Source organism: Flavobacterium salilacus subsp. salilacus (genome assembly GCF_004634195.1).
Taxonomy (GTDB): Bacteria; Bacteroidota; Bacteroidia; order Flavobacteriales; family Flavobacteriaceae; genus Flavobacterium; species Flavobacterium salilacus.
In genome coordinates this window covers 423,147-442,666 of record NZ_SKBP01000001.1, presented here as the reverse complement: position 1 = coordinate 442,666, position 19,520 = coordinate 423,147, and the positions used below count along the sequence as shown (strand labels likewise).

General features: G+C 37.5%; 15 protein-coding genes and 8 tRNA genes. 13 read left to right on the top strand and 10 right to left on the bottom strand.

Annotated features, from left to right (window positions below; genetic code table 11):
- Positions 1-146: 146 nt before the first annotated feature.
- Entirely contained in the window at positions 147-1,535 is a 1,389-nt protein-coding gene (locus E0W68_RS02115) for a dipeptidase (RefSeq protein WP_135217744.1), read from the bottom strand.
- A gap of 142 nt (positions 1,536-1,677) precedes the next feature.
- Between E0W68_RS02115 and E0W68_RS02110 the strand changes: the two genes are divergently transcribed.
- Positions 1,678-1,759: transfer RNA gene (locus E0W68_RS02110), tRNA-Leu, on the top strand.
- Between the two features lie 31 nt (positions 1,760-1,790).
- On the opposite strand, the gene E0W68_RS02105 is transcribed toward E0W68_RS02110, so the two are convergent.
- Positions 1,791-2,801, bottom strand: coding sequence for a helix-turn-helix transcriptional regulator (locus tag E0W68_RS02105; protein WP_135217743.1), 1,011 nt, complete (start codon positions 2,799-2,801; stop codon positions 1,791-1,793).
- 165 nt (positions 2,802-2,966) lie between these two features.
- Between E0W68_RS02105 and E0W68_RS02100 the strand changes: the two genes are divergently transcribed.
- The 9 genes from E0W68_RS02100 (at position 2,967) to E0W68_RS02060 (ending at position 7,737) form a co-directional block, all read left to right on the top strand.
- On the top strand, positions 2,967-4,355 hold the full coding sequence (locus E0W68_RS02100) for an RtcB family protein (RefSeq protein WP_135217742.1): 1,389 nt from the start codon (positions 2,967-2,969) through the stop codon (positions 4,353-4,355).
- A gap of 278 nt (positions 4,356-4,633) precedes the next feature.
- Positions 4,634-6,403 (top strand): hypothetical protein, encoded by a 1,770-nt coding sequence (locus E0W68_RS02095; RefSeq protein WP_135217741.1) that lies wholly within the window; start codon positions 4,634-4,636, stop codon positions 6,401-6,403.
- A gap of 668 nt (positions 6,404-7,071) precedes the next feature.
- Positions 7,072-7,158, top strand: a tRNA-Ser gene (locus E0W68_RS13820).
- A gap of 7 nt (positions 7,159-7,165) precedes the next feature.
- Positions 7,166-7,238 (top strand) — tRNA-Cys (locus E0W68_RS02090).
- A 14-nt stretch (positions 7,239-7,252) separates the two neighbouring features.
- Positions 7,253-7,325: transfer RNA gene (locus E0W68_RS02085), tRNA-Asp, on the top strand.
- Positions 7,326-7,330: 5 nt separating this feature from the next.
- Positions 7,331-7,403, top strand: a tRNA-Pro gene (locus tag E0W68_RS02080).
- Between the two features lie 24 nt (positions 7,404-7,427).
- A tRNA-Leu gene (locus E0W68_RS02075) sits at positions 7,428-7,501 on the top strand.
- An 85-nt stretch (positions 7,502-7,586) separates the two neighbouring features.
- Positions 7,587-7,658, top strand: a tRNA-Gln gene (locus E0W68_RS02065).
- Between the two features lie 8 nt (positions 7,659-7,666).
- Positions 7,667-7,737: transfer RNA gene (locus tag E0W68_RS02060), tRNA-His, on the top strand.
- A gap of 115 nt (positions 7,738-7,852) precedes the next feature.
- Here the strand turns inward: E0W68_RS02060 and E0W68_RS02055 are convergent.
- Positions 7,853-8,659, bottom strand: a complete 807-nt coding sequence (locus tag E0W68_RS02055; protein ID WP_135217740.1) for a ferritin-like domain-containing protein — start codon at positions 8,657-8,659, stop codon at positions 7,853-7,855.
- Between the two features lie 26 nt (positions 8,660-8,685).
- Positions 8,686-9,441, bottom strand: coding sequence for a ferritin-like domain-containing protein (locus E0W68_RS02050; protein ID WP_135217739.1), 756 nt, complete (start codon positions 9,439-9,441; stop codon positions 8,686-8,688).
- Between the two features lie 429 nt (positions 9,442-9,870).
- On the opposite strand from E0W68_RS02050, the gene E0W68_RS02045 reads away from it, so the two are divergent.
- Positions 9,871-10,893 (top strand): LacI family DNA-binding transcriptional regulator, encoded by a 1,023-nt coding sequence (locus E0W68_RS02045; RefSeq protein ID WP_135217738.1) that lies wholly within the window; start codon positions 9,871-9,873, stop codon positions 10,891-10,893.
- A gap of 73 nt (positions 10,894-10,966) precedes the next feature.
- On the opposite strand, the gene E0W68_RS02040 is transcribed toward E0W68_RS02045, so the two are convergent.
- The 5 genes from E0W68_RS02040 to polA all read right to left on the bottom strand — a co-directional run bounded on the left by E0W68_RS02040 (position 10,967) and on the right by polA (position 17,101).
- Positions 10,967-11,206 (bottom strand): hypothetical protein, encoded by a 240-nt coding sequence (locus tag E0W68_RS02040; protein ID WP_162845788.1) that lies wholly within the window; start codon positions 11,204-11,206, stop codon positions 10,967-10,969.
- 53 nt (positions 11,207-11,259) lie between these two features.
- Entirely contained in the window at positions 11,260-11,925 is a 666-nt protein-coding gene (locus E0W68_RS02035) for a hypothetical protein (protein WP_135217736.1), read from the bottom strand.
- A 100-nt stretch (positions 11,926-12,025) separates the two neighbouring features.
- Entirely contained in the window at positions 12,026-12,694 is a 669-nt protein-coding gene (locus tag E0W68_RS02030) for a hypothetical protein (RefSeq protein WP_135217735.1), read from the bottom strand.
- Between the two features lie 204 nt (positions 12,695-12,898).
- Positions 12,899-14,215: a serine hydrolase domain-containing protein gene (locus tag E0W68_RS02025; RefSeq protein WP_135217734.1), complete on the bottom strand. Its 1,317-nt coding sequence runs from the start codon at positions 14,213-14,215 to the stop codon at positions 12,899-12,901.
- Positions 14,216-14,266: 51 nt separating this feature from the next.
- A complete protein-coding gene (gene polA, locus E0W68_RS02020) occupies positions 14,267-17,101 on the bottom strand; it encodes a DNA polymerase I (RefSeq protein ID WP_135217733.1) in 2,835 nt (944 codons plus the stop codon).
- Between the two features lie 148 nt (positions 17,102-17,249).
- Here polA and E0W68_RS02015 point away from each other — a divergent pair, with 148 nt between their 5' ends.
- The gene (locus E0W68_RS02015) at positions 17,250-18,479 is read left to right on the top strand and encodes a metallophosphoesterase (protein ID WP_135217732.1); all 1,230 of its coding nucleotides are present in this window, start codon (positions 17,250-17,252) and stop codon (positions 18,477-18,479) included.
- A 75-nt stretch (positions 18,480-18,554) separates the two neighbouring features.
- Entirely contained in the window at positions 18,555-18,854 is a 300-nt protein-coding gene (locus tag E0W68_RS02010) for a thioredoxin family protein (protein ID WP_135217731.1), read from the top strand.
- On the opposite strand, the gene E0W68_RS02005 is transcribed toward E0W68_RS02010, so the two are convergent.
- A complete protein-coding gene (locus tag E0W68_RS02005) occupies positions 18,823-19,491 on the bottom strand; it encodes a polysaccharide deacetylase family protein (protein ID WP_135217730.1) in 669 nt (222 codons plus the stop codon). The genes E0W68_RS02010 and E0W68_RS02005 overlap by 32 nt on opposite strands.
- Between the last annotated feature and the right edge of the window lie 29 nt (positions 19,492-19,520).

The following is a 19,520-nucleotide window of genomic DNA, read 5'->3' as shown; positions in this document are numbered from 1 at the left end:
ATAGATTTGTTTCTACAAATGTAGAATAAAAATTTAAACGTGCAAATTTTTGGAATAAAAAAATCCGCCTATTATAGGCGGATTTAACTGTTTTATAATATGTTATATCTTAAAATCCCAAATACAAAGGGTTTAGGCCGATATTTTTATTTAATCATTTCAGTAAAATACTTATAGAATAACGGGATGGTTTCGATTCCTTTCAGGTAATTGAATATCCCGAAATGCTCGTTAGGGGAGTGGATGGCATCGCTATCCAACCCAAAGCCCATCATTATAGTTTTGCTTTTGAGTTCTTTTTCAAACAATGCTACAATAGGAATACTACCACCTGAACGTACCGGTATTGGCTTAATACCAAAGCTTTCTTCGTAAGCACTTGCTGCTGCCCGGTAACCAATGCTGTCTATAGGGGTAACATAAGCCTGCCCACCATGATGCGGTGTTACTTTTACTTTAACGCCTTTAGGAGCAATACTCTCAAAATGTTTAGTAAATAATTCAGTAACTTCTTTCCAGTCCTGGTCAGGAACAAGACGCATCGATATTTTGGCGTACGCCTTACTGGCAATAACAGTTTTAGCTCCTTCGCCTATATAACCGCCCCATATACCGTTTACATCAAGCGTTGGGCGGATAGAGTTGCGCTCGTTTGTAGTATAAGTAGCTTCGCCATATACGTCCTCAATATTTAATGCTTTTTTATATGCTTCAAGCGAGAAAGGCGCTTTTGCCATTTCATCACGTTCTTCACGCGAAAGCTCCTCTACTTTATCATAAAATCCGGGTATGGTTATATGGTTATTCTCGTCATGAAGCTGCCCTATCATTTTTGCCAATATATTTATAGGATTGGCAACTGCACCTCCGTATAAACCTGAATGCAGGTCGCGGTTAGGACCTGTAACCTCTACTTCTACATAGCTAAGTCCTCTTAGTCCTGTGGTGATAGAAGGTTGTGAGTTAGATATCATTCCTGTATCGGAAATTAATATCACATCGTTTTTAAGTTTTTCCTGGTTACGTTCTACAAACCAGCCAAGGCTTGGCGATCCTACCTCTTCTTCACCCTCAATCATAAATTTCACATTACAGGGCAGGGTGTTATTTTTAACCATATATTCCAATGCCTTTACGTGCATATACATTTGTCCTTTATCGTCACAGGCACCACGCGCAAAAATAGCTCCTTCAGGATGAATCTCGGTAGGTTTAATAACCGGCTCAAATGGTGGCGATGTCCAAAGCTCAACCGGATCGGCAGGTTGCACATCATAGTGTCCGTAAACCAAAACCGTAGGCAGGTTTTTATCTATTGTTTTTTCGCCATATACTATGGGGTAGCCCGGAGTTTCGCAAATCTCCACTAAGTCGCAGCCTGCTTTTTCAAGGCTTTCTTTTACGGCTTCGGCAGTATTTATTACATCCTGAGAGTAGGCGCTGTCGGCACTTACCGAAGGTATTTTTAATAATTCTATAAGCTCGTTTATAAATCGCTCTTTATGCTCCGCTACGTAGCTTTTTATGTTATCCATTTTAAAATTAATGATATAGGTTTACAGTCAAAATTACATAAAAATATTTATTATTTTTTTCAATTTTTTTCTTGCATTATATCAAACTATGCGTATATTTGCACCCACAATAATGAAACACATATCAAGTTTGTTATTACCTGCGGGTGTGGTGAAATTGGTAGACACGCCAGACTTAGGATCTGGTGCCTCACGGTGTGTAGGTTCGAGTCCTATCACCCGCACAAAAAAAGCCTCTGAAAATCAGAGGCCTTTTTATTTGTATAGCTTAACAGCGTTTTGCAGATTTTTTTTGACTCTTTTTCGCAATAGTCGGGGCTTGATAACTTCGATACATTCACCAAAGCCTAAAATTACTCTTTCCAGTTCAAAATTTATATGTACATCCAGTTTTATTATAATGCTTCCATCATTCAGCTTTTCTGTAATTTCCTGAGTGTGGTGTAAAGGTTTGGTAAGTACATAAGGAGCATTGCTTTTATCTACTTTTAAATGGATTTCCTGTACATGTTCTTCGTTTAATACAGTTACTCCAATAGTATTTTTATAGTATTCTTCACCATTAAAATCGATGTCTAAGTAGGGAATGTTTAAATCATAATCTACTTTCTCTATTCTGTCTAAAGCAAAAGTAGCAATTGGTTTTTTTTCAGAAGTTTTACCCACCAAAAACCATCTGTTATTAAACTCTTTTAAAATAAAAGGATGAAAAACCACCTCTGAAGCCTTTCGCGCTTTAAATGATTTATAGGTAATGTGTAATACTATTTTTTTAAGTATGGCCTGATAGAGCGTATCAAGATGTTCTAATCCTTTTAAATTTTCATTTTTGTCGAGATGTATTATTGCTGACCGCTTTGTTTTTTCGGTATATACTTTGTCTTCCAGTCGCTGAATGATACCCCCCAATTCCGAAAACAGCGAAAAATCTTTAAACTGTTTCAGCATTTCTACCGTTTCGGTAAGCACACTCATGTCATTTTCATTCAGGGGGATGTCGGTTATAGAATAAGCAGGGTCTTCATACTGGTAAAATTTTTTATCATACACTACAATAGGGGCATTATAGCCCAGTTTGTCACTGCGCATCATTTGTATGTCTAGCTGAATGGTACGTTTGCTCACGTTTACCTCCCTGCCTTCATATTCGTATAATGCATTGGAACAGGCTTCAATCAAATCATCTAAAGTCCATTCCCTGTAATTGTTTTGCAGGCATTTATCAATGGTTTTATAGCGAATTAAAGCATTTTTATTAAGAGCCATAGTATAAAATTTCAGGAAAAATAGACATTATTTTTTACTACGCAAAAAGAATGCGCAGTTGGGTTAAAATATTTGTATCGGAATCAAAACAATCTATACAAAAGATTAAACAGTAGTGCTCCGTCGAACGGGGAGTCGGCGGAGCTTCACAAAAAGGATTAAAAAATGGAAAACAAAACAAACCTTACAGGAAACGAACTTATCGAGATGGGCTTCAGGTCAGGAAAATGGATGAAAGAAGCTCTGGAACATATTAATACCAATCAACTGGAAGACGATGCATTAACTAATTATTTAGAGCAGTTTAAATCGCCTCCACCAATAAATTTACACCGCGAAGCTATACCTTTTTCGGTTAATATTAAACCTGAAAATGAATTGGAAGAATTTAATGTAAATAGTGTGGTTGAAACTATGGATGCTTTGATGCGAACTCCAACATTAGTAAAAGGAGCTATAATGCCCGATGCCTGTCCTACAGGTTCTGTAGGTACAATTCCTGTGGGCGGGGTAGCTGTGGCAAAAAATGCAATCCATCCGGGTATGCACAGTGCAGATATTTGCTGCTCTGTAATGTTAACCGATTTTGGAAAAACTGACCCGAGAGCAGTTTTAGATGCTGCACATAGTATTACACATTTCGGTCCGGGCGGACGTTCACGAGAAAACCAATTCAGGTTTCCGATGGATTTACTTGCTGAGATTGAAGCTAACTTCTTTTTAAACGATCAGAAATGTATCTCGGCAGCGAGGTCACATTTAGGAACTCAGGGTGACGGAAATCACTTCTTATTCATAGGAATCTCTAAAAACACAGGGAATACTATGATGGTTACGCATCACGGAAGCAGAGGTTTCGGAGCTAACTTATATGATAAGGGTATGAAAGTAGCAGAGCGTTTTAGGAAAGAATTATCGCCTGAAACTTTAAAGCAAAATGCATGGATTCCTTTTGATACCGAAGAAGGTGAGAAATACTGGGAAGCATTGCAGATTGTACGTAAATGGACTAAGATGAACCATGAGTGCATTCATGACGCTACGCTGGAGAAATTAGGTATCGATAAACAAAACAGGTTTTGGAATGAGCATAACTTTGTGTTTAAAGATGGTGATTTGTTTTACCATGCTAAGGGTGCTACGCCGCTTGATAAGAAGTTTATGCCCGATATTACAGGACCGCGATTGATTCCTTTAAATATGTCTGAACCCGTTTTGATTGTTGAAGGTGAAACAACCGAAGGTAACCTTGGCTTTGCCCCTCATGGTGCGGGTAGAAACATAAGCCGTACTCAGCATAGAAAGAGTAAAGAAGGCACATTTCAGGAAATTTTCGAAATGGAAACACAAGGGCTTGATGTTCGATTCTTCTCAAACGAGATTGATATTACAGAATTACCGAGTGCGTATAAAAATGCAGAAACCGTGAGAAACCAAATGGAAGAATTCGGTTTAGGGAAAGTAATCGATGAGGTATTGCCTTACGGCTGTATTATGGCAGGCGACTGGGAAAAAAATGCTCCTTGGAAGAGAAAAAGAAGAAAAAATAAATAAAAAATTTTATACTGCGCAAAATGACCGCGCACAACAACTATACTTTTGAAGTGTAATTAAAAAAACATAGTAAAAATCGGCAAAGGAAGTTCCTATTTATTTTCCACGATTACTTCCCGCTGATAAATAAAAGACAGAAAGAGTTCCTATATACTGGTTCGACTCCAGTGCTCGAAAGAGTCGTGGTTGATTTTACTCTTCGTCTTTTTAAAATAGGTAAAGGAAGTTCCTATTTATCAACTCTTACTTGACATACTTCCCACTTATTTTTTATAAAAATGAAAACATTAAAATTATTCAATGCCGTTGTTGCTAAAGAATCAACACAAAAGCCGTTTGTATCTCAACAAGGTTTTATAATAGAACCAAGTGCGCTATGGGCTAAAAAAGAAATTATTAACTTTTATAAGGATGAAAAGCTTGATGGTTATGGCTTAAACAAAACATTTCATAAATCCTGGAGCAAAATTTTATTCAGTTCTCGTGAGAGTTTGTTAATGGAGCAAATAACACATTATGTCTCTACTTACGGCAGTAACTTTCAAAGTGAAATTTATATACCGGAAGAGGTACTAAACGTACCGGGACTTAAAGTTACTTTTAAAGTAGTTAAAGCTTACACAAAAGCAGAAATGACTAGTAAAAGCTTAGCGTTATTGCAGTCGGGCATTGCTTTAAAAGAGGAAACCGTAAATGATATTTTATCTGTTTTAGTAGATGAACTTGGTTTTAAATTTACAGGTAACGAGAACATTAAAAATAAAGAGGCAGTAATAAAACTTGCCGATATGTATGGTGTGTTACCTACAGATACGATGGAGTTTTTCCGCTATATTATTTACAGGGCTACCGGTGAATCATTATTGATTAAAAATGATGAAACGATAACAGCTATTGCAGCGTCCAATTATAATCCGGCAGTTCAGTTAGAACAGTTTGGTTTAGAAAAAATGGCAGAGATATTTAACCGTTTCAAACCTTTGTTTTTAGCGTTTAAGCCTAAGTGCGGTAAAACAATTAATAAAATAACTAAGCTGTCTAAAACACATCATAAACCATTAGTTGTAAATCCGCTTAACTATGTTACCAGTATGCTCTTGTCAAAAACAGATATGTATTGGTTAGATAATGCCACCCCTTTTGCATTGTTCAAAGCTATTTCAGCCTGTTATACAAGGATGAATGGTCAGGATGCATTTTTGTACCGTATAAGAAATGGTAAATCCTTCGTTAAAAAAGGAGACGCAAAGCATGTCGTTTGGAATAATTATCAATTCCTGGAAAATTATATAAAAACAAGGTTTGATATAGCAGGTAAAACATTTTTTATACCAAATGATGTACAGTTTGCTTTACCAACTTCTGAGAAAATGTATATAGGAAACATTCCTACGGGTACTAAGTTTTATGGCGATGCTCTGGCAGTTGGTGTATATTGGGAAAACGCATGGGGAGCTCATGATATAGACTTATCAGGCTTAAATATTGGCGGAAAAGTAGGCTGGAATTCAGCTTATAATCAAGCAAACAATTTGTTATATTCAGGTGATATTACCAGTGCACCTAATGGAGCGGTAGAATACCTGTATGCTAATAAGGGCTTGAGTATGCCAACGCTTATTATGAGTAATGTGTTTTCAGGTTCCGGTAATTGTGAGTATAAAATAGTTGTTGGTAAGGGCGATAGTGTAAACTATAACTATATGATGGATCCTAATAAACTTTTTGCAGAGGTTAAATGCCAGTCTGTAGAAAGAGGAACCGTATTAGGTATGCTAATACCCGAAGGTAAACGACAAAGTTTTGTATTGTTGAACTTTGGTTCGGGTAATGCGAGGGTTTCCGGTAATTCAGAAGTGTATTTACTTGCCACACAGGCATTATACCAGCAATGGCATAACCCTTTAATGTTTAATAACATTATTGAATTATTAGGTGGAGAAATAATTACCGAAGAGGACAAGGCTGATTATAACTTTTCTTTAAATAACTTAGAGAAAGACAGCTTTATAAAAGTTTTTACAGAAAATGATTTAAAAATTTTATAATCAGGCAATATAACTGAAAAAAATTATAATATTTGCAATCGAAATGAATTCAAACAGATTACATAGCATTCAACAGCCGAGACTAAGTCTCTGTATTTCTCGCTCAGATATTGAGCGTGGTGGACGCTATGTGGTAATTTTAAATGATTTTTAGAGGTAATAACTAAAATATCTATATACAATTTAAGCGTCCAAGTAACATTGGGCGCTTTTTTTATGAAATTTTTTAAACGATATGAAACCGAGTAAACAAGAGCATAAAAAGTAAGCATTGAACAGAAAACAATTGAGAGACAGACGATTGTTGCAAATCACAAATATCCGTGTAATACGGACAGGGATTTTATTGCCTTTATTTAAACATAAATACCTGATAGTCAATAAAATAAATTAAAATTTTTCTTGTGTAATTCAAAAAAACGTTCAATATTTGCATCAGTAAAAACAACAACAAATACTATAAAAATGAAACATCAAATACTACATAGTATATATATAAGTCAGCAGCTCTGTCTGCCGCAGCCCATGGCATTATTATGTAGTGACGAGCAACTTGTTTCAACCCAAAAGGAGATGATATATGTAATGACCTAAATGTATAGGCATACCATAGTATTCATAAGCATCTCCCGCAAAGAGATGCTTTTTTTATGGTTTAAATTGAAAAAGGAGAGTAGGTAAATATTGGTTTGTTACGCTTGCCTGCTAAGCAAGTTCACTGCAAAGTGATGAAGGTTCAATTCCTTTGCTCTCCGCAAAAAAGACGAGGTGGCCGAATGGTTAAGGCGGCAGACTGCAAATCTGTTATTCATGAGTTCGAATCTCATCCTCGCCTCAATATTAAAATAGAGTACTGTAGCACAACGGCTAGTGCACCCGACTGTCTCTCGGAAGGTTGCGGGTTCAAATCCCGTCAGTACTGCAAAACTGGGAATATAACAATTGGAAGTTTACCTGCTTTGGATGCAGGAGGTTGCAGGTTCGAGTCCTGCTTCCCAGACTAGTTTACAGGATGAATTAAAACGCGGGAATGGCGGAACCGGCAGACGCGCTTGGCTTAGAACCAAGATTTTGGGAGTTCGACTCTCCCTTCCCGTACTAAAAGCTCCACTGGTTCAATAGGCAGAGGCATCAGGCTTAAACCATGTGTAATCCTGGTTCGAATCCGAGGTGGAGTACAAACAGACCTGTAATGTAATGGTTAGCATACAAGATTTTGATTCTTGGAGTACAGGTTCAAGTCCTGTCAGGTCTTCTAAAATGGTGGCTTTAGTTTATGTGGTAAAACACCTCATTGTGGATGAGGAAAACAGGGTTCGAACCCCGAAGTCACCCAAATTATAGTGAAAAGGATTTGTTTTTATAGTACTGTATATATAAAAACAAACTGCCCGCTGATACTATCAGCGGGCAGTAAGACTAACCTAACTTAACATGACAATCATATTTTTATACGATAAACAGGCTTGCAATGCTTACCGACTGGTCGCCTGTCAGTATTTCATCAAATGATTCAGAACCTGCTCCCGATGGGATACCATTTACTGTTGAGGTATTAAAACCTGCTTGTAGTATGTTTTCTTCACCGTCATATACCGGTTGTGCAGCTTCAGGAAGCCCATCGCGGTTATTGCCTTCAATCCATCCTTTGTATCCTCTTAATCTTCTTACTTGCGATGCATGGCGTGCTTCTACAGAGTGTATTTGTAACGCAGCCGTAAGCAAGTCGGGGGTGGTAATAAGGTTTCCTGCCTGACCTTTGTAGGCGCGTACTCCTGTATCTTCAAACGCTTGTGATAGTGCCAAAAAGGTTGGGTAGTCGCCAAATGTATTGAATGCACCGCCTACGGTAAAATCAAAGTTTGGTTTTTCGGGAGCTGCATCTCCTAATGCTGACATCAAGAACTGTACGTGTGCCGACTCATGCTGTCCTATTTGTTCAAAAATTGCTCTGTCTTCAGCAGGAATTAGCCCGTTCATATCAAGCGCCATAGCGTAAAACTCGTCTTCAAGATACTCTAGCGTAAGTGCTAACTGTAATGCCGATGTTGGAGTGTCTGCCACAGCCGCCATAGAGGCAGCAGTTGCCGCATTGGCTTTTTGTGAAAACAATACCGATGCTAAACCGAAAGGTATTGCCGCTTTTGCAGCGTTAGCACCTATTTTTCCAAACTGGCTTAAACTTTCTCTTCGTGAGCCTTTAGCATTATACAGATTATCATCTGTAAATGACTCTATAAATTTTATAATATTCATAATAATGTCGTTTTTAAAGGGTTAATTTATGGTAAGAACATTGCCGTAAAATTGGTTTGTATAAAGTTGAGGTTAGATACCGCACTCAATATTTGTGAAGGCATCTGTGCCGGGTCCAAACCATTGGCATCCACAATATCATCGCCTGCAAAATCGGCAGACCCCGGGTTAAGTAAATCCCTTATTGCAGCGGCATGTCTGGCTTCAACCGATACGATTTTTCCTGCTATAACAAGATAATCAGGCGTAGTAATGTACCTGCCCGCACCGTTATATGCCGATACTCCGGTATCTTCCAGTGCTTTTGCAGTAGTAAGTACACTCATTCGGTTATTAAAGTTCAGGGAACCATAATCAAACTGAAGATCCGGCAATAATCTGTCCTGCGCATCATTGCCCAGTGCCCCTGATATTGCTGTTCTGAAAAACTCTCTGTGTATCACTTCGTGATTGTACAGATCCTCAAGCACTTGTTGTTCTTCGCTGTTAAAAGTTGATCCAAAAGCGTTTCCGTTTACCACTCTGGTATAAAAATCAGCCTCAAGTTGCTCAAGCGCATACGCATAGGTAAGTACCCCTAAATCGCCGCCACCAAGGTCGAACACGCCGTTTCTTATACCGGGTAACTGGTTGTCTACCGGCGGTGTTCCGCCATCGTCGTCGCTACTACATCCGGCTAATAATAAACCTGTGCCTGCAACTGCAAGACCACTAATCCTCAAGAAGCTTCGCCTGTCATGAAGACCGCTCCTTACTTCTTTTACTTCTACTTTCTTGTTCATAATACTAATTCGTTATGGTTAATAATATACAGGTGTGGCAAATCTGCTTTTCAGATGTATCTTTATTTACGCAGTATTATTCCTGTTGGTTTTTAGTCAATCTGACAGATTTTTAAATTTTATGATTTGTTTAATAAGAATTTGAAAAATATATAATCATATCTTTTTTAGGTATCTTGTAGTCTTTAAGCAGTATTACAGGATATTTTACGGTTGTATTCCCATTGCTTATTGGTTTAAAATTTTGTAAAAACATTAACTTTTACAGTAATTTATTACAGCAGTATGGATACTTATTTCTCTGCTGTGCAGGTATTGATTGTTACTTTGAGCATGATAATTCTTATATTTTTTGGCAGTAGTAATAAGTAGAGTGTACAGTTTTCGTATTTTTTTCGTTATTTTACTTAAATTTAAATTTATCAGGATATGAAACAGAAAGCTACATTAAAGCAAATTGCCAAAGAACTCAATGTCTCCGTTTCAACAGTGTCCAAGGCGCTCAGTAACAGTCCTGAAATTAGCGAACCTACCAAAATAAGAGTTCAGGAGTTTGCCAAGCTTAAAAACTATAAGCCTAATAATATAGCTGTAAACCTAAAGAGTAAACGAACCAAAACTATAGGCGTTATTATACCTAATATACTTAACCCGTTTTTTGCCAAAGTATTCAGCGGTATAGAGAAAGCCGCTAACGACAGAGGGTATAATGTAATAACCTGTATCTCTAACGAATCTTTACAAAAAGAAATTCATGCTATGGATATGCTGAGCAATGGTACTATAGATGGTTTTATACTCTCGATATCCGAAGAAACGCAAACTAAGCAGGATTTTAAGCACTTTAAAGAAGCAATATCCGATGATATACCGATTGTGATGTTCGACAGGATATCCGACGAAGTAAGCTGTGATAAAGTTGTTGTAGATGATTTCGATTCGGCGGTTCATGCTGTAAACCACATGATAAAACTAAACTGTAAAAGAATAGCGTTACTTTCTACCATAGATAATCTAAGTGTGAGCAAGTTAAGAGCTAAGGGGTATAGGAAAGCGGTTGCTGATAACAATTATAAAGTGGATGAAAACATTATACTCCTTACCGACAATACAGAGGAATTTGACAATAAGCTGGGATTTGTTTTTGAGAATGATATAGACGGTATTTTCGCGCTTGACGAGCATGCCTCAGTAATGGCAATGAAACACGCTATAAAAAAAGGCATCAAAATACCCGATGAGCTTAATATAATAGGCTTTGCCGATGGGGTATGGTCAAGGAGGCTCACCCCAAGCCTTTCAACAGTGAGCCAGCACGGTCCTGAAATTGGCGAGGCTGCTGCCGAAATGCTTATTAATCGTCTTGAAGCTAAAGAAGAGGAAGCACCGGAATATGTAACTAAAGTGATTAAAACCGAGTTGAGACAACGAGAATCGACCAGAAAACTATAAATAAAATAACCGCTATATGTTTTTAAGCATATAGCGGTTTTTAATTTTTACTTAATAGTGTTTAAGGCAATTATTATGGGTATGTTGCATAATTGTATATACCATAGCCTATAGTCCAAGCTATAAAAATGCCGGCTATAGCTATTCTTCTATAATCTACAGTGCTAACTTTTTTATCTTCTCTAAACTTTAAATAAGCTATAAAAGAAACTAGAGCAACAAAACTAATAGTAATTACCAAAACAACGTTTGTGCTTAAATCGATAAGCCTGTTTCTAAATGATATAAATACCAGTAAAAGTATGAGTATCATTATACCATATTTGTTTTTATTTTTTTTCATCAATTTTAGTATTAAATTATTTATTACCCTTTACAACTATTAAATCCTGAAATGCAATAATTTATCGCGATATTATGATTAATCGTTACTAAGCTATAGCAACTAAGACCAGAAATATTGCCATTACTTACCATTCCACAACCTAAACCTCCTATAACAGCTGTAGCACTAGCTATATTTAAACAGCCATTAAGGGTTTCCTCACAGTTATCGGCAGTAGGCTCTAGTAACTGGTCAAAACCAATTATAAAAAGTTCTATTTTTTCGCCTTCAGTAAAAGAATTATTGAAGCCATATTGCCTGTCAAGTGAATTAATACGTTCTTGCTGTTTATCATTAAACTCAACATAATCATTGAAATCGCTAAGTCCTAAAGATAAAGCAAAATCATTTCTGTCTGAAAGAGATGCTGTTGAATTAGGATCACTAGTTTCAAACTTGTTTAAAATTACATGAAGTTTATCCACATCTTTTTCCAGATTAAAAAAAGAATAATAATCTGCTATTAAGTCTTTAAATTCTTGGTCTTTTAATACTGCATCCATTAGTGTGTTTGACGCACTTTTAGTGTGATTCTCACCAAAGTTTACAGTTGTTTCGTCTAATTGCTGATTAGATTGGTCAGAATCACAACTTATTTGTGAACTGAATAGAACTAAGGCTAATGAACCTAAAATAAATTTTTTCATTGGATTTTTAGTGCTTATTTTAAATAAATTTAGCCAACTAATACGTATTAGCCGACTAAATTTAAATAGATGTTAAATTTTATATTTCATTATAAAGCTATTATTTACTTATACATTCTTCATAATCTAATTGGCAATCATCTAGCGCAGCAGAATGACCTACAGCAACAGCACCATGACAGATAAGTCCTGCAATAACAGTAAGATCGAGAGTTCCGCATCCTAAATGTGCTACAAGTGCTCCTGCATGAGCAGTATTTCGGCAATTTCTAAGTCTTCTTCTACAGTTATCGGCAGTAGGCTCTAGTAACTGGTCAAAACCAATTATAAAAAGTTCTATTTTTTCGCCTTCAGTAAAAGAATTATTGAAGCCATATTGCCTGTCAAGTGAATTAATACGTTCTTGCTGTTTATCATTAAACTCAACATAATCATTGAAATCGCTAAGTCCTAAAGATAAAGCAAAATCATTTCTGTCTGAAAGAGATGCTGTTGAATTAGGATCACTAGTTTCAAACTTGTTTAAAATTACATGAAGTTTATCCACATCTTTTTCCAGATTAAAAAAAGAATAATAATCTGCTATTAAGTCTTTAAATTCTTGGTCTTTTAATACTGCATCCATTAGTGTGTTTGACGCACTTTTAGTGTGATTCTCACCAAAGTTTACAGTTGTTTCGTCTAGTTGCTGATTAGATTGGTCAGAATCACAACTTATTTGTGAGCTGAATAGAACTAAGGCTAATGAACCTAAAATAAATTTTTTCATTGGATTTTAAATAATTTAAATTAAACTTTTATTTGTTTTCGTCGACTAAAACGATGGCGAATATATGATTAATAATAGAAATTAAAGTACCTATTAATGGGTAATTTTAAACATAGAGCTAAGATGATTTTAATAGCATAAATATAATTATACCATATTTTTTTCTCATAAATGGATGGTTTTAAAATACGAATATACATTAAATTACTCTCTGGTAAACACATTAACAGTACCGCCCTGGTGTATGGTAAAACCATTTTCTTTAAAGTTAACGGTAATACCCGCCGGTTCAAAGTTAAACTCAGTATCGCTTAATGGGTTTAACGGGAAAGAACCCTGCCCTGTAGCTTGTGCCATTAGTTGATTATCTTCAAGTTTAATAGTTATTTTTAGCGGGATAGTTGGCGAAGCATAAATACCCTCATAACTTTTAAGTATTTCAGTAGCTACCTGTGCTGTTTTTAAATTTGGCAAGCGGTAAGGCACTTTGTAGTAACTGCTTAATACTCCAATTAAAATTTGGTTAGAGTCATAGTTTTCGCCATTAATAGTCATGGCAATACTCATTTCATCTTTCGGGTAATAACCCAATATGGATGCAAAACCTTCTATACTGCCGTCATGACCGTAAAAACGTCGTTCGCCGAATGGGAATATAAAAATGCCTTTACCGTATCCGAAATCCATCATTTTCATTTCCTCAAGTGACTCTTTCTTTATAATAGCCCCTTCAAATAATGCCCTGATAAATTTAGTTAAATCAGTAGGAGTACTTTGTAACGCACCCGCAGCAAAGGCAACCGACTCATGCCATTCTTCTTGTTTCTCCCAGGCAGTACCGTCAAATGAATAGGAGTATGCCTCGTTACGCTTAGGGTTTATTTTACCATAATAGTAGGTATTTTTCAGATTGATTTTTTTTATAATTCTTTCCGCTACCACATCCTTATAACGTTTTTTAGTAATGTCCTCTATTATATACCCTAATAAAAGGTAATTACTGTTACTGTAATCTGCTTTTTCATTGGGGTTAAAAACCGAGCCATAATCGGTAATGCGTTGCAGCATGGCTTTACGCGTTTGCGGTATCTCGGCATAATCCATAAAAAGGCTATCATTTGTAAAATTGTAGATACCGCTGCTATGGTTCAAAAGGTTTTTTATGCTGATACTGTCGGCATTTTTTATTTGTGGGAAATATTCTGCCAGTTTAGTATCAAGCGTTAGTTTTTTCTCTTCGATTAATTGAAAAATAATAGCCGAAGTAAACATCTTGGTGATAGAGCCTATTTTATATTTAGTGTCAACGTTGGCTTTTACCTTGTTTTCAACATCAGCATACCCGTAGGCTTTCTCAAAAACAACCATATCTTTTTCGCGTATTGTAACCGATCCCATAAACTTATCATTGGCAGTAAAGTAATTAAGTACACTGTCAATTTTTTGAAATTTAGGTTCGTTTTGTGCATAAGTAGTTAGCGCAGCACTTAGTGTAAGAAGTATAAAAAAGTATTTTTTCATAGTAATAATTAGGTTTAGTAATACGTATGTAATAAAACACAATTGTTACAATTAATGCGCTTCAAGCCAGTTTTTACCGGCACCCATATCAACATCTAACGGTATATCCAGCTTAAAGGCGTTTTCCATTTCGTGTTTTATCATCGGCTTTATTTTTTCCAATTCGCTGTTATGCACGTCAAAAACAAGCTCATCATGCACTTGCAGCAACATTTTGCTTTTCCAGTTTTCACTAACCAGTTTTTGCTGTATGTTTATCATCGCAATTTTAATAATGTCGGCAGCACTGCCCTGTATCGGGGCATTTACGGCATTACGCTCGGCAGCACCACGCACTACGGCGTTTTGCGAGTTAATGTCTTTCAGGTAACGCCTTCTGCCCAGTATGGTTTGTACGTAGCCCTGTTCGCGCGCCATTTCTATTTGGTCTTGTATGTATTGCTTTAGTGTAGGATAGGTTTTGTAATAGGCATCAATCAATTCTTTCGATTCCGAACGGCTTAACGACGTTTGGTTACTCAACCCAAATGCCGAAACACCATAGATGATACCAAAGTTAACCGTTTTGGCATGGCTTCGCTGTTCGCGGGTTACATTCTCCAGAGCCACATTAAACACTTTGGCAGCGGTAGAAGCGTGAATATCCTCTCCGTTTTTGAAGGCATTTACCATTTCGGGGTCACCGCTTAGTGCAGCAATAATGCGCAGTTCTATCTGCGAGTAGTCAGCAGAAAGCAGGGTGTAATTTTCATCGCGCGCTACAAATGCCGCACGTATCTGTCGCCCTCTTTCGGTACGTATCGGTATGTTTTGCAGGTTAGGGTTGTTAGAGCTAAGGCGTCCTGTGGCAGCCACCGTTTGCATATAGTCCGTATGCACACGCCCTGTTTTTTCAGATACCTGTAACGGCAACGCATCAACATAGGTATTTTGCAGTTTTACCAGTTGTCGCCAGTCCAGTATATCCTGTACTATGGGATGTTCTTTTGCGAGGTACGACAGTACCTCTTCACCGGTAGCATACTGCCCTGTTTTGGTTTTCTTTTGTTTTGCTCCACCTATTTTTAGTTTGTCAAACAATATATCGCCCAGTTGTTTTGGCGATGCAAGATTGAACGATTCGCCTGCGGTTTCGTATATTTTTTGTTCAAGACCTTTTATGTCGCTTGCCAGTACTTCTGATAATTTTTTTAAATAATCAGTATCGAGCTTAATACCTTCGCGCTCCATTGCGGCAAGTACAGGCATAAGGGGTATTTCTATTTCGTCAAATAATTTTCGGGTAGCGGTTGCTTCCAGTTGCGGTGCAAAAATTTCTTTTAGTTGTAGCGTAATATCAGCATCCTCGGTAGCATATTCCTTTATAAGGTCGAGCTCCACAGTGCGCATACTTTTCTGATTCTTACCCTTCTTTCCGATGAGGTTTTCTATAGGCATGGGTGAGTATTGCAGATAGGTTTCGGCAAGTACATCCATACCATGTCGCATATCGGGGTTAATGAGGTAGTGCGCAATCATGGTATCAAAAAGTTTTCCTTTTACGGTAATACCGTAATTAGCCAACACCTTTATATCATATTTTAAGTTTTGTCCTACTTTTTCGATGTTCTCATCTTCAAAAAACGGAACAAACTTGTTGACTAACTCCTGGGCTTCTTCACGATTTTCGGGTACGGGCACATAAAAGCCTTTTCCTGCTTCCCAAGAGAAAGACATGCCTACCAGTTCGGCAGTAAGGGCATCAATGCCTGTGGTTTCGGTATCAAAGCATACGGTGCTTTGTTGCAGCATATCGCGCAGTAACAGGCCTATACCGATGCTGCCCTGTATGGCTTGATACACGTGGTTGGTAGTAGTAAGGTTTTTATAAAAGTCAGTATGAGGAGTTGTGGCATCTCCTGCTGCCGGTTCTCCAAACAACGAAAACTGTGAGTCGTCTTTTTGCTTTGCAACACTTTTTGAAGGGGGCATGCCTTGCGGAGGTGCAGTACTATCCACATCTTCCGTAAATATTTTATGGAATTGCTCTGCCATCCTCCTGAACTCCAATTCCTGAAATAGTGCTTCTACTTTTTCAGTATCAGGTTTGGAAAGCTCATAATCGGTTTCATTAAAAACTACATCACAGTCGATCATGATAGTAGCCAATATTTTCGACATGATGCCTTTCTCCTTATTCGCCTCTATATTCTCTTTCATCTTTCCCTTTAGCTGATGGGTATTCGCCAACAGGTTTTCCATAGTACCATATTCTTTCAGGAATTTTTTGGCTGTTTTTTCGCCTACACCCGGCAGTCCCGGTATGTTATCTATGGCATCGCCCATCATACCTAAAAAATCAACAATCTGTTCGGGGCGTTCTATTTCAAAACGTTCCAGTACTTCGGGCACTCCCCATATCTCTATACCGTTGCCCATACGTGCAGGGCGGTAGATAAATATATTTTCAGATACTAATTGTGCAAAATCTTTATCGGGTGTAACCATAAACACCTGATAGTTTTCTTTTTCCGCCTGCTTGGCTATAGTACCTATAAGGTCGTCGGCTTCGCAGCCTTCCAGTTCTATTATGGGTATGTGCATTGCCTTTAGTATATCGTGTATATAGGGGATGGCAATTTTTATGGCTTCGGGGGTTTCATCACGATTGGCTTTATATGCTGTAAACATTTCAGTACGCACAACGCTTCCGCCTTTATCAAAAGCTACAGCAAGATGATCGGGTTTTTCACGCTTTATCACATCCAGTAATGAGTTCATAAACCCCATGATTGCAGAGGTATCCATACCTTTTGAGTTGATTCGGGGATTTTTTATAAAGGCATAATAACCACGGAAGATGAGCGCGTAGGCATCGAGCAGGAAAAGTCGTTTTTGCTGTGACATAAAAAAATGATTTGACCGTAAAAATAAACAAACCAATGCAGAATAGGAAGAGGCTTACTGCTAATCAGGATTAATTTGTGCAACTGTTATTTATTCTGTAACAAATACCTTCATTATTCGTTACTTTGTATATCAAATTTATATATAAATGTTTCGTTGGATATTATTATTCGTTTTTGTGGCAGTGATAGAAATTTATGCCTTTCAGGCATTACGCACTGTTACCAAGCTCCGCTGGTTGTTGTGGGCATATCAGGGTCTTTCATTTTTTATCATATTATATATAGCCTACTCATTTACGCAGTTTGACAGGAGTGTGGGGCAAAATAAACAAAGCCTGTTTACTATAGGGCTGCTGCTTATTACATTTATTCCTAAAATAGTTATAGCGAGTATGATGTTCTTGGAAGATGTTACCCGAATTTTTTCAGGATTGATGCGCGAATTTTTAGGCAACAGTAACGAATCTTTTTTCAGCGAAAGGCGAAAGTTTGTGAGTCAGGTTGCCTTGGGGCTGGCAGCAATACCGTTTCTGTCGTTACTGTACGGAGTTACTAAAGGGAAGTACAATTTTAAAGTCAGAAAAAAAACTATTTATTTTCCCGACCTGCCGGATAACTTTGACGGGCTTACCATCACACAAATATCTGATGTGCACAGCGGTAGTTTTGACGATCCTGATGAAATAAGCCATGCTATTGACCTTATTAATGAACAAAAATCAGACATTATACTTTTTACAGGCGATATTGTAAATACTCACGCTACTGAAATGCATCCCTGGGTTGAGACCTTTAAGCGTATTGCTCCCCCCGCATTTGGTAAATATTCGGTGTTAGGAAATCATGATTATGGCGAATATGTTACTTGGGACACTGAAAAGGAGAAACAAGATAATTTTGAAGCAATAAAAGACCTGCACCGTCAGATTGATTTCAAGCTATTACTTAACGCGAATGTAAAAATTGAAAAGGACGGACAGCAAATAGCGTTGGTAGGAGTAGAGAACTGGGGACACAATTTTAAAAAAGCGGGCGATTTACCTAAAGCTTCGGAAGGGTTAACTCCCGAAGATTTTAAAATACTGATGAGCCACGACCCATCGCACTGGGAATATGAGGTGAAAGACAATCATAATAACTACCACCTTACGCTGAGCGGGCATACACACGGGCTGCAATTTGGGATAGAAGTGCCGGGCTTTATAAAGTGGAGTCCTGTACAGTATATCTATAAGCAATGGGCAGGGCTGTATGAAAATGCGGGTCGCTATGTTTATGTAAACAGAGGTTTTGGTTTTCATGCCTATCCCGGCAGAGTAGGGATATGGCCTGAAATTACCGTTTTGGAACTAAAAAAGGGTCAAAAGATAGCATAGATTAGTAAAATTGTTATATTTGTGTAAATTTTTGCGGAATTATAATAGCTTTTAGGTCGGTTTAAATTTTAATTTATGTCAAAATTCGGAGAACTTATTAACTCCCCGGTACCAGTACTGATCGATTTTTATACAGAATGGAATGAGCCATCAGTATCCATGCACCCTGTAATGAGGGATGTAGCGGCTGCATTGGGCGATAAAGCCAAGGTTATAAAAATAGATGTAGATAAAAATCAGGAACTGGCCGATGCCCTTAGAATAAAAGGGTTGCCTACACTTATGATTTATAAAGACGGGCAAATGGTATGGAGGCAATCAGGCGAGCTTGATGCTAATACCATTATTGCATTGGTACAGGAACAGGCGAGCTAATTTTTGCAAATCTGAATCCTTTTTCTGTCAAGTAGTCTATTGCCAATGGTAATGCATATTGCATATTGGTAGCTGCTTTTATGCTGTCGTGAAAAATAATTACACTACCGTTGCGTGTGTTTTCTATAACATTTTTAAGGCATTTTTCAGGGCTTATATTCCTGTCAAAATCAGCACTCAGCACATCCCACATTATTATCCTGTAGCCTTTACTACACACGTGTTTTGCTTGTGTTCGCCTCATTTTGCCATAAGGCGGACGAAACAATTTTACCTTTTCAAATTCAGGATATCGTTTAATGATAGAAGTTTCCGCAGCCTCTGCATTTTCAATATAAACCTTGTCATTAGTATGCCAGCCATTAAGATGGTTGTAGGTATGGTTGCCTATGGCATGCCCTTCGGTAACTATTGTATTGAAGATGTCCGGATGATTTTCTATATTATTACCAATACAAAAAAAGGTAGCTTTAATATTGCGTTGACGTAATACGCCCAATACCCATTCGGTAATTTCGGGGGTAGGGCCATCATCAAAAGTAAGATAGATTGTTTGGTTTGAGTTAGGAATATCCCACACAAACCTCGAAAATATCCGCTTTATAAACCACCGTGTTTTTACCCAATACATTTTCATAGCCCCTGTGTTTTTGTAAAGTAAAAGAG

What these genes read in the sequence shown, in the direction of transcription:
- E0W68_RS02115 (WP_135217744.1), bottom strand. Translation starts at nt 1,535, where the DNA reads ATGGATAACATAAAAAGCTACGTAGCGGAGCATAAAGAGCGATTTATA.
- E0W68_RS02105 (WP_135217743.1), bottom strand. Translation starts at nt 2,801, where the DNA reads ATGGCTCTTAATAAAAATGCTTTAATTCGCTATAAAACCATTGATAAA.
- E0W68_RS02100 (WP_135217742.1), top strand. Translation starts at nt 2,967, where the DNA reads ATGGAAAACAAAACAAACCTTACAGGAAACGAACTTATCGAGATGGGC.
- E0W68_RS02095 (WP_135217741.1), top strand. Translation starts at nt 4,634, where the DNA reads ATGAAAACATTAAAATTATTCAATGCCGTTGTTGCTAAAGAATCAACA.
- E0W68_RS02055 (WP_135217740.1), bottom strand. Translation starts at nt 8,659, where the DNA reads ATGAATATTATAAAATTTATAGAGTCATTTACAGATGATAATCTGTAT.
- E0W68_RS02050 (WP_135217739.1), bottom strand. Translation starts at nt 9,441, where the DNA reads ATGAACAAGAAAGTAGAAGTAAAAGAAGTAAGGAGCGGTCTTCATGAC.
- E0W68_RS02045 (WP_135217738.1), top strand. Translation starts at nt 9,871, where the DNA reads ATGAAACAGAAAGCTACATTAAAGCAAATTGCCAAAGAACTCAATGTC.
- E0W68_RS02040 (WP_162845788.1), bottom strand. Translation starts at nt 11,206, where the DNA reads ATGATACTCATACTTTTACTGGTATTTATATCATTTAGAAACAGGCTT.
- E0W68_RS02035 (WP_135217736.1), bottom strand. Translation starts at nt 11,925, where the DNA reads ATGAAAAAATTTATTTTAGGTTCATTAGCCTTAGTTCTATTCAGTTCA.
- E0W68_RS02030 (WP_135217735.1), bottom strand. Translation starts at nt 12,694, where the DNA reads ATGAAAAAATTTATTTTAGGTTCATTAGCCTTAGTTCTATTCAGCTCA.
- E0W68_RS02025 (WP_135217734.1), bottom strand. Translation starts at nt 14,215, where the DNA reads ATGAAAAAATACTTTTTTATACTTCTTACACTAAGTGCTGCGCTAACT.
- polA (WP_135217733.1), bottom strand. Translation starts at nt 17,101, where the DNA reads ATGTCACAGCAAAAACGACTTTTCCTGCTCGATGCCTACGCGCTCATC.
- E0W68_RS02015 (WP_135217732.1), top strand. Translation starts at nt 17,250, where the DNA reads ATGTTTCGTTGGATATTATTATTCGTTTTTGTGGCAGTGATAGAAATT.
- E0W68_RS02010 (WP_135217731.1), top strand. Translation starts at nt 18,555, where the DNA reads ATGTCAAAATTCGGAGAACTTATTAACTCCCCGGTACCAGTACTGATC.
- E0W68_RS02005 (WP_135217730.1), bottom strand. Translation starts at nt 19,491, where the DNA reads ATGAAAATGTATTGGGTAAAAACACGGTGGTTTATAAAGCGGATATTT.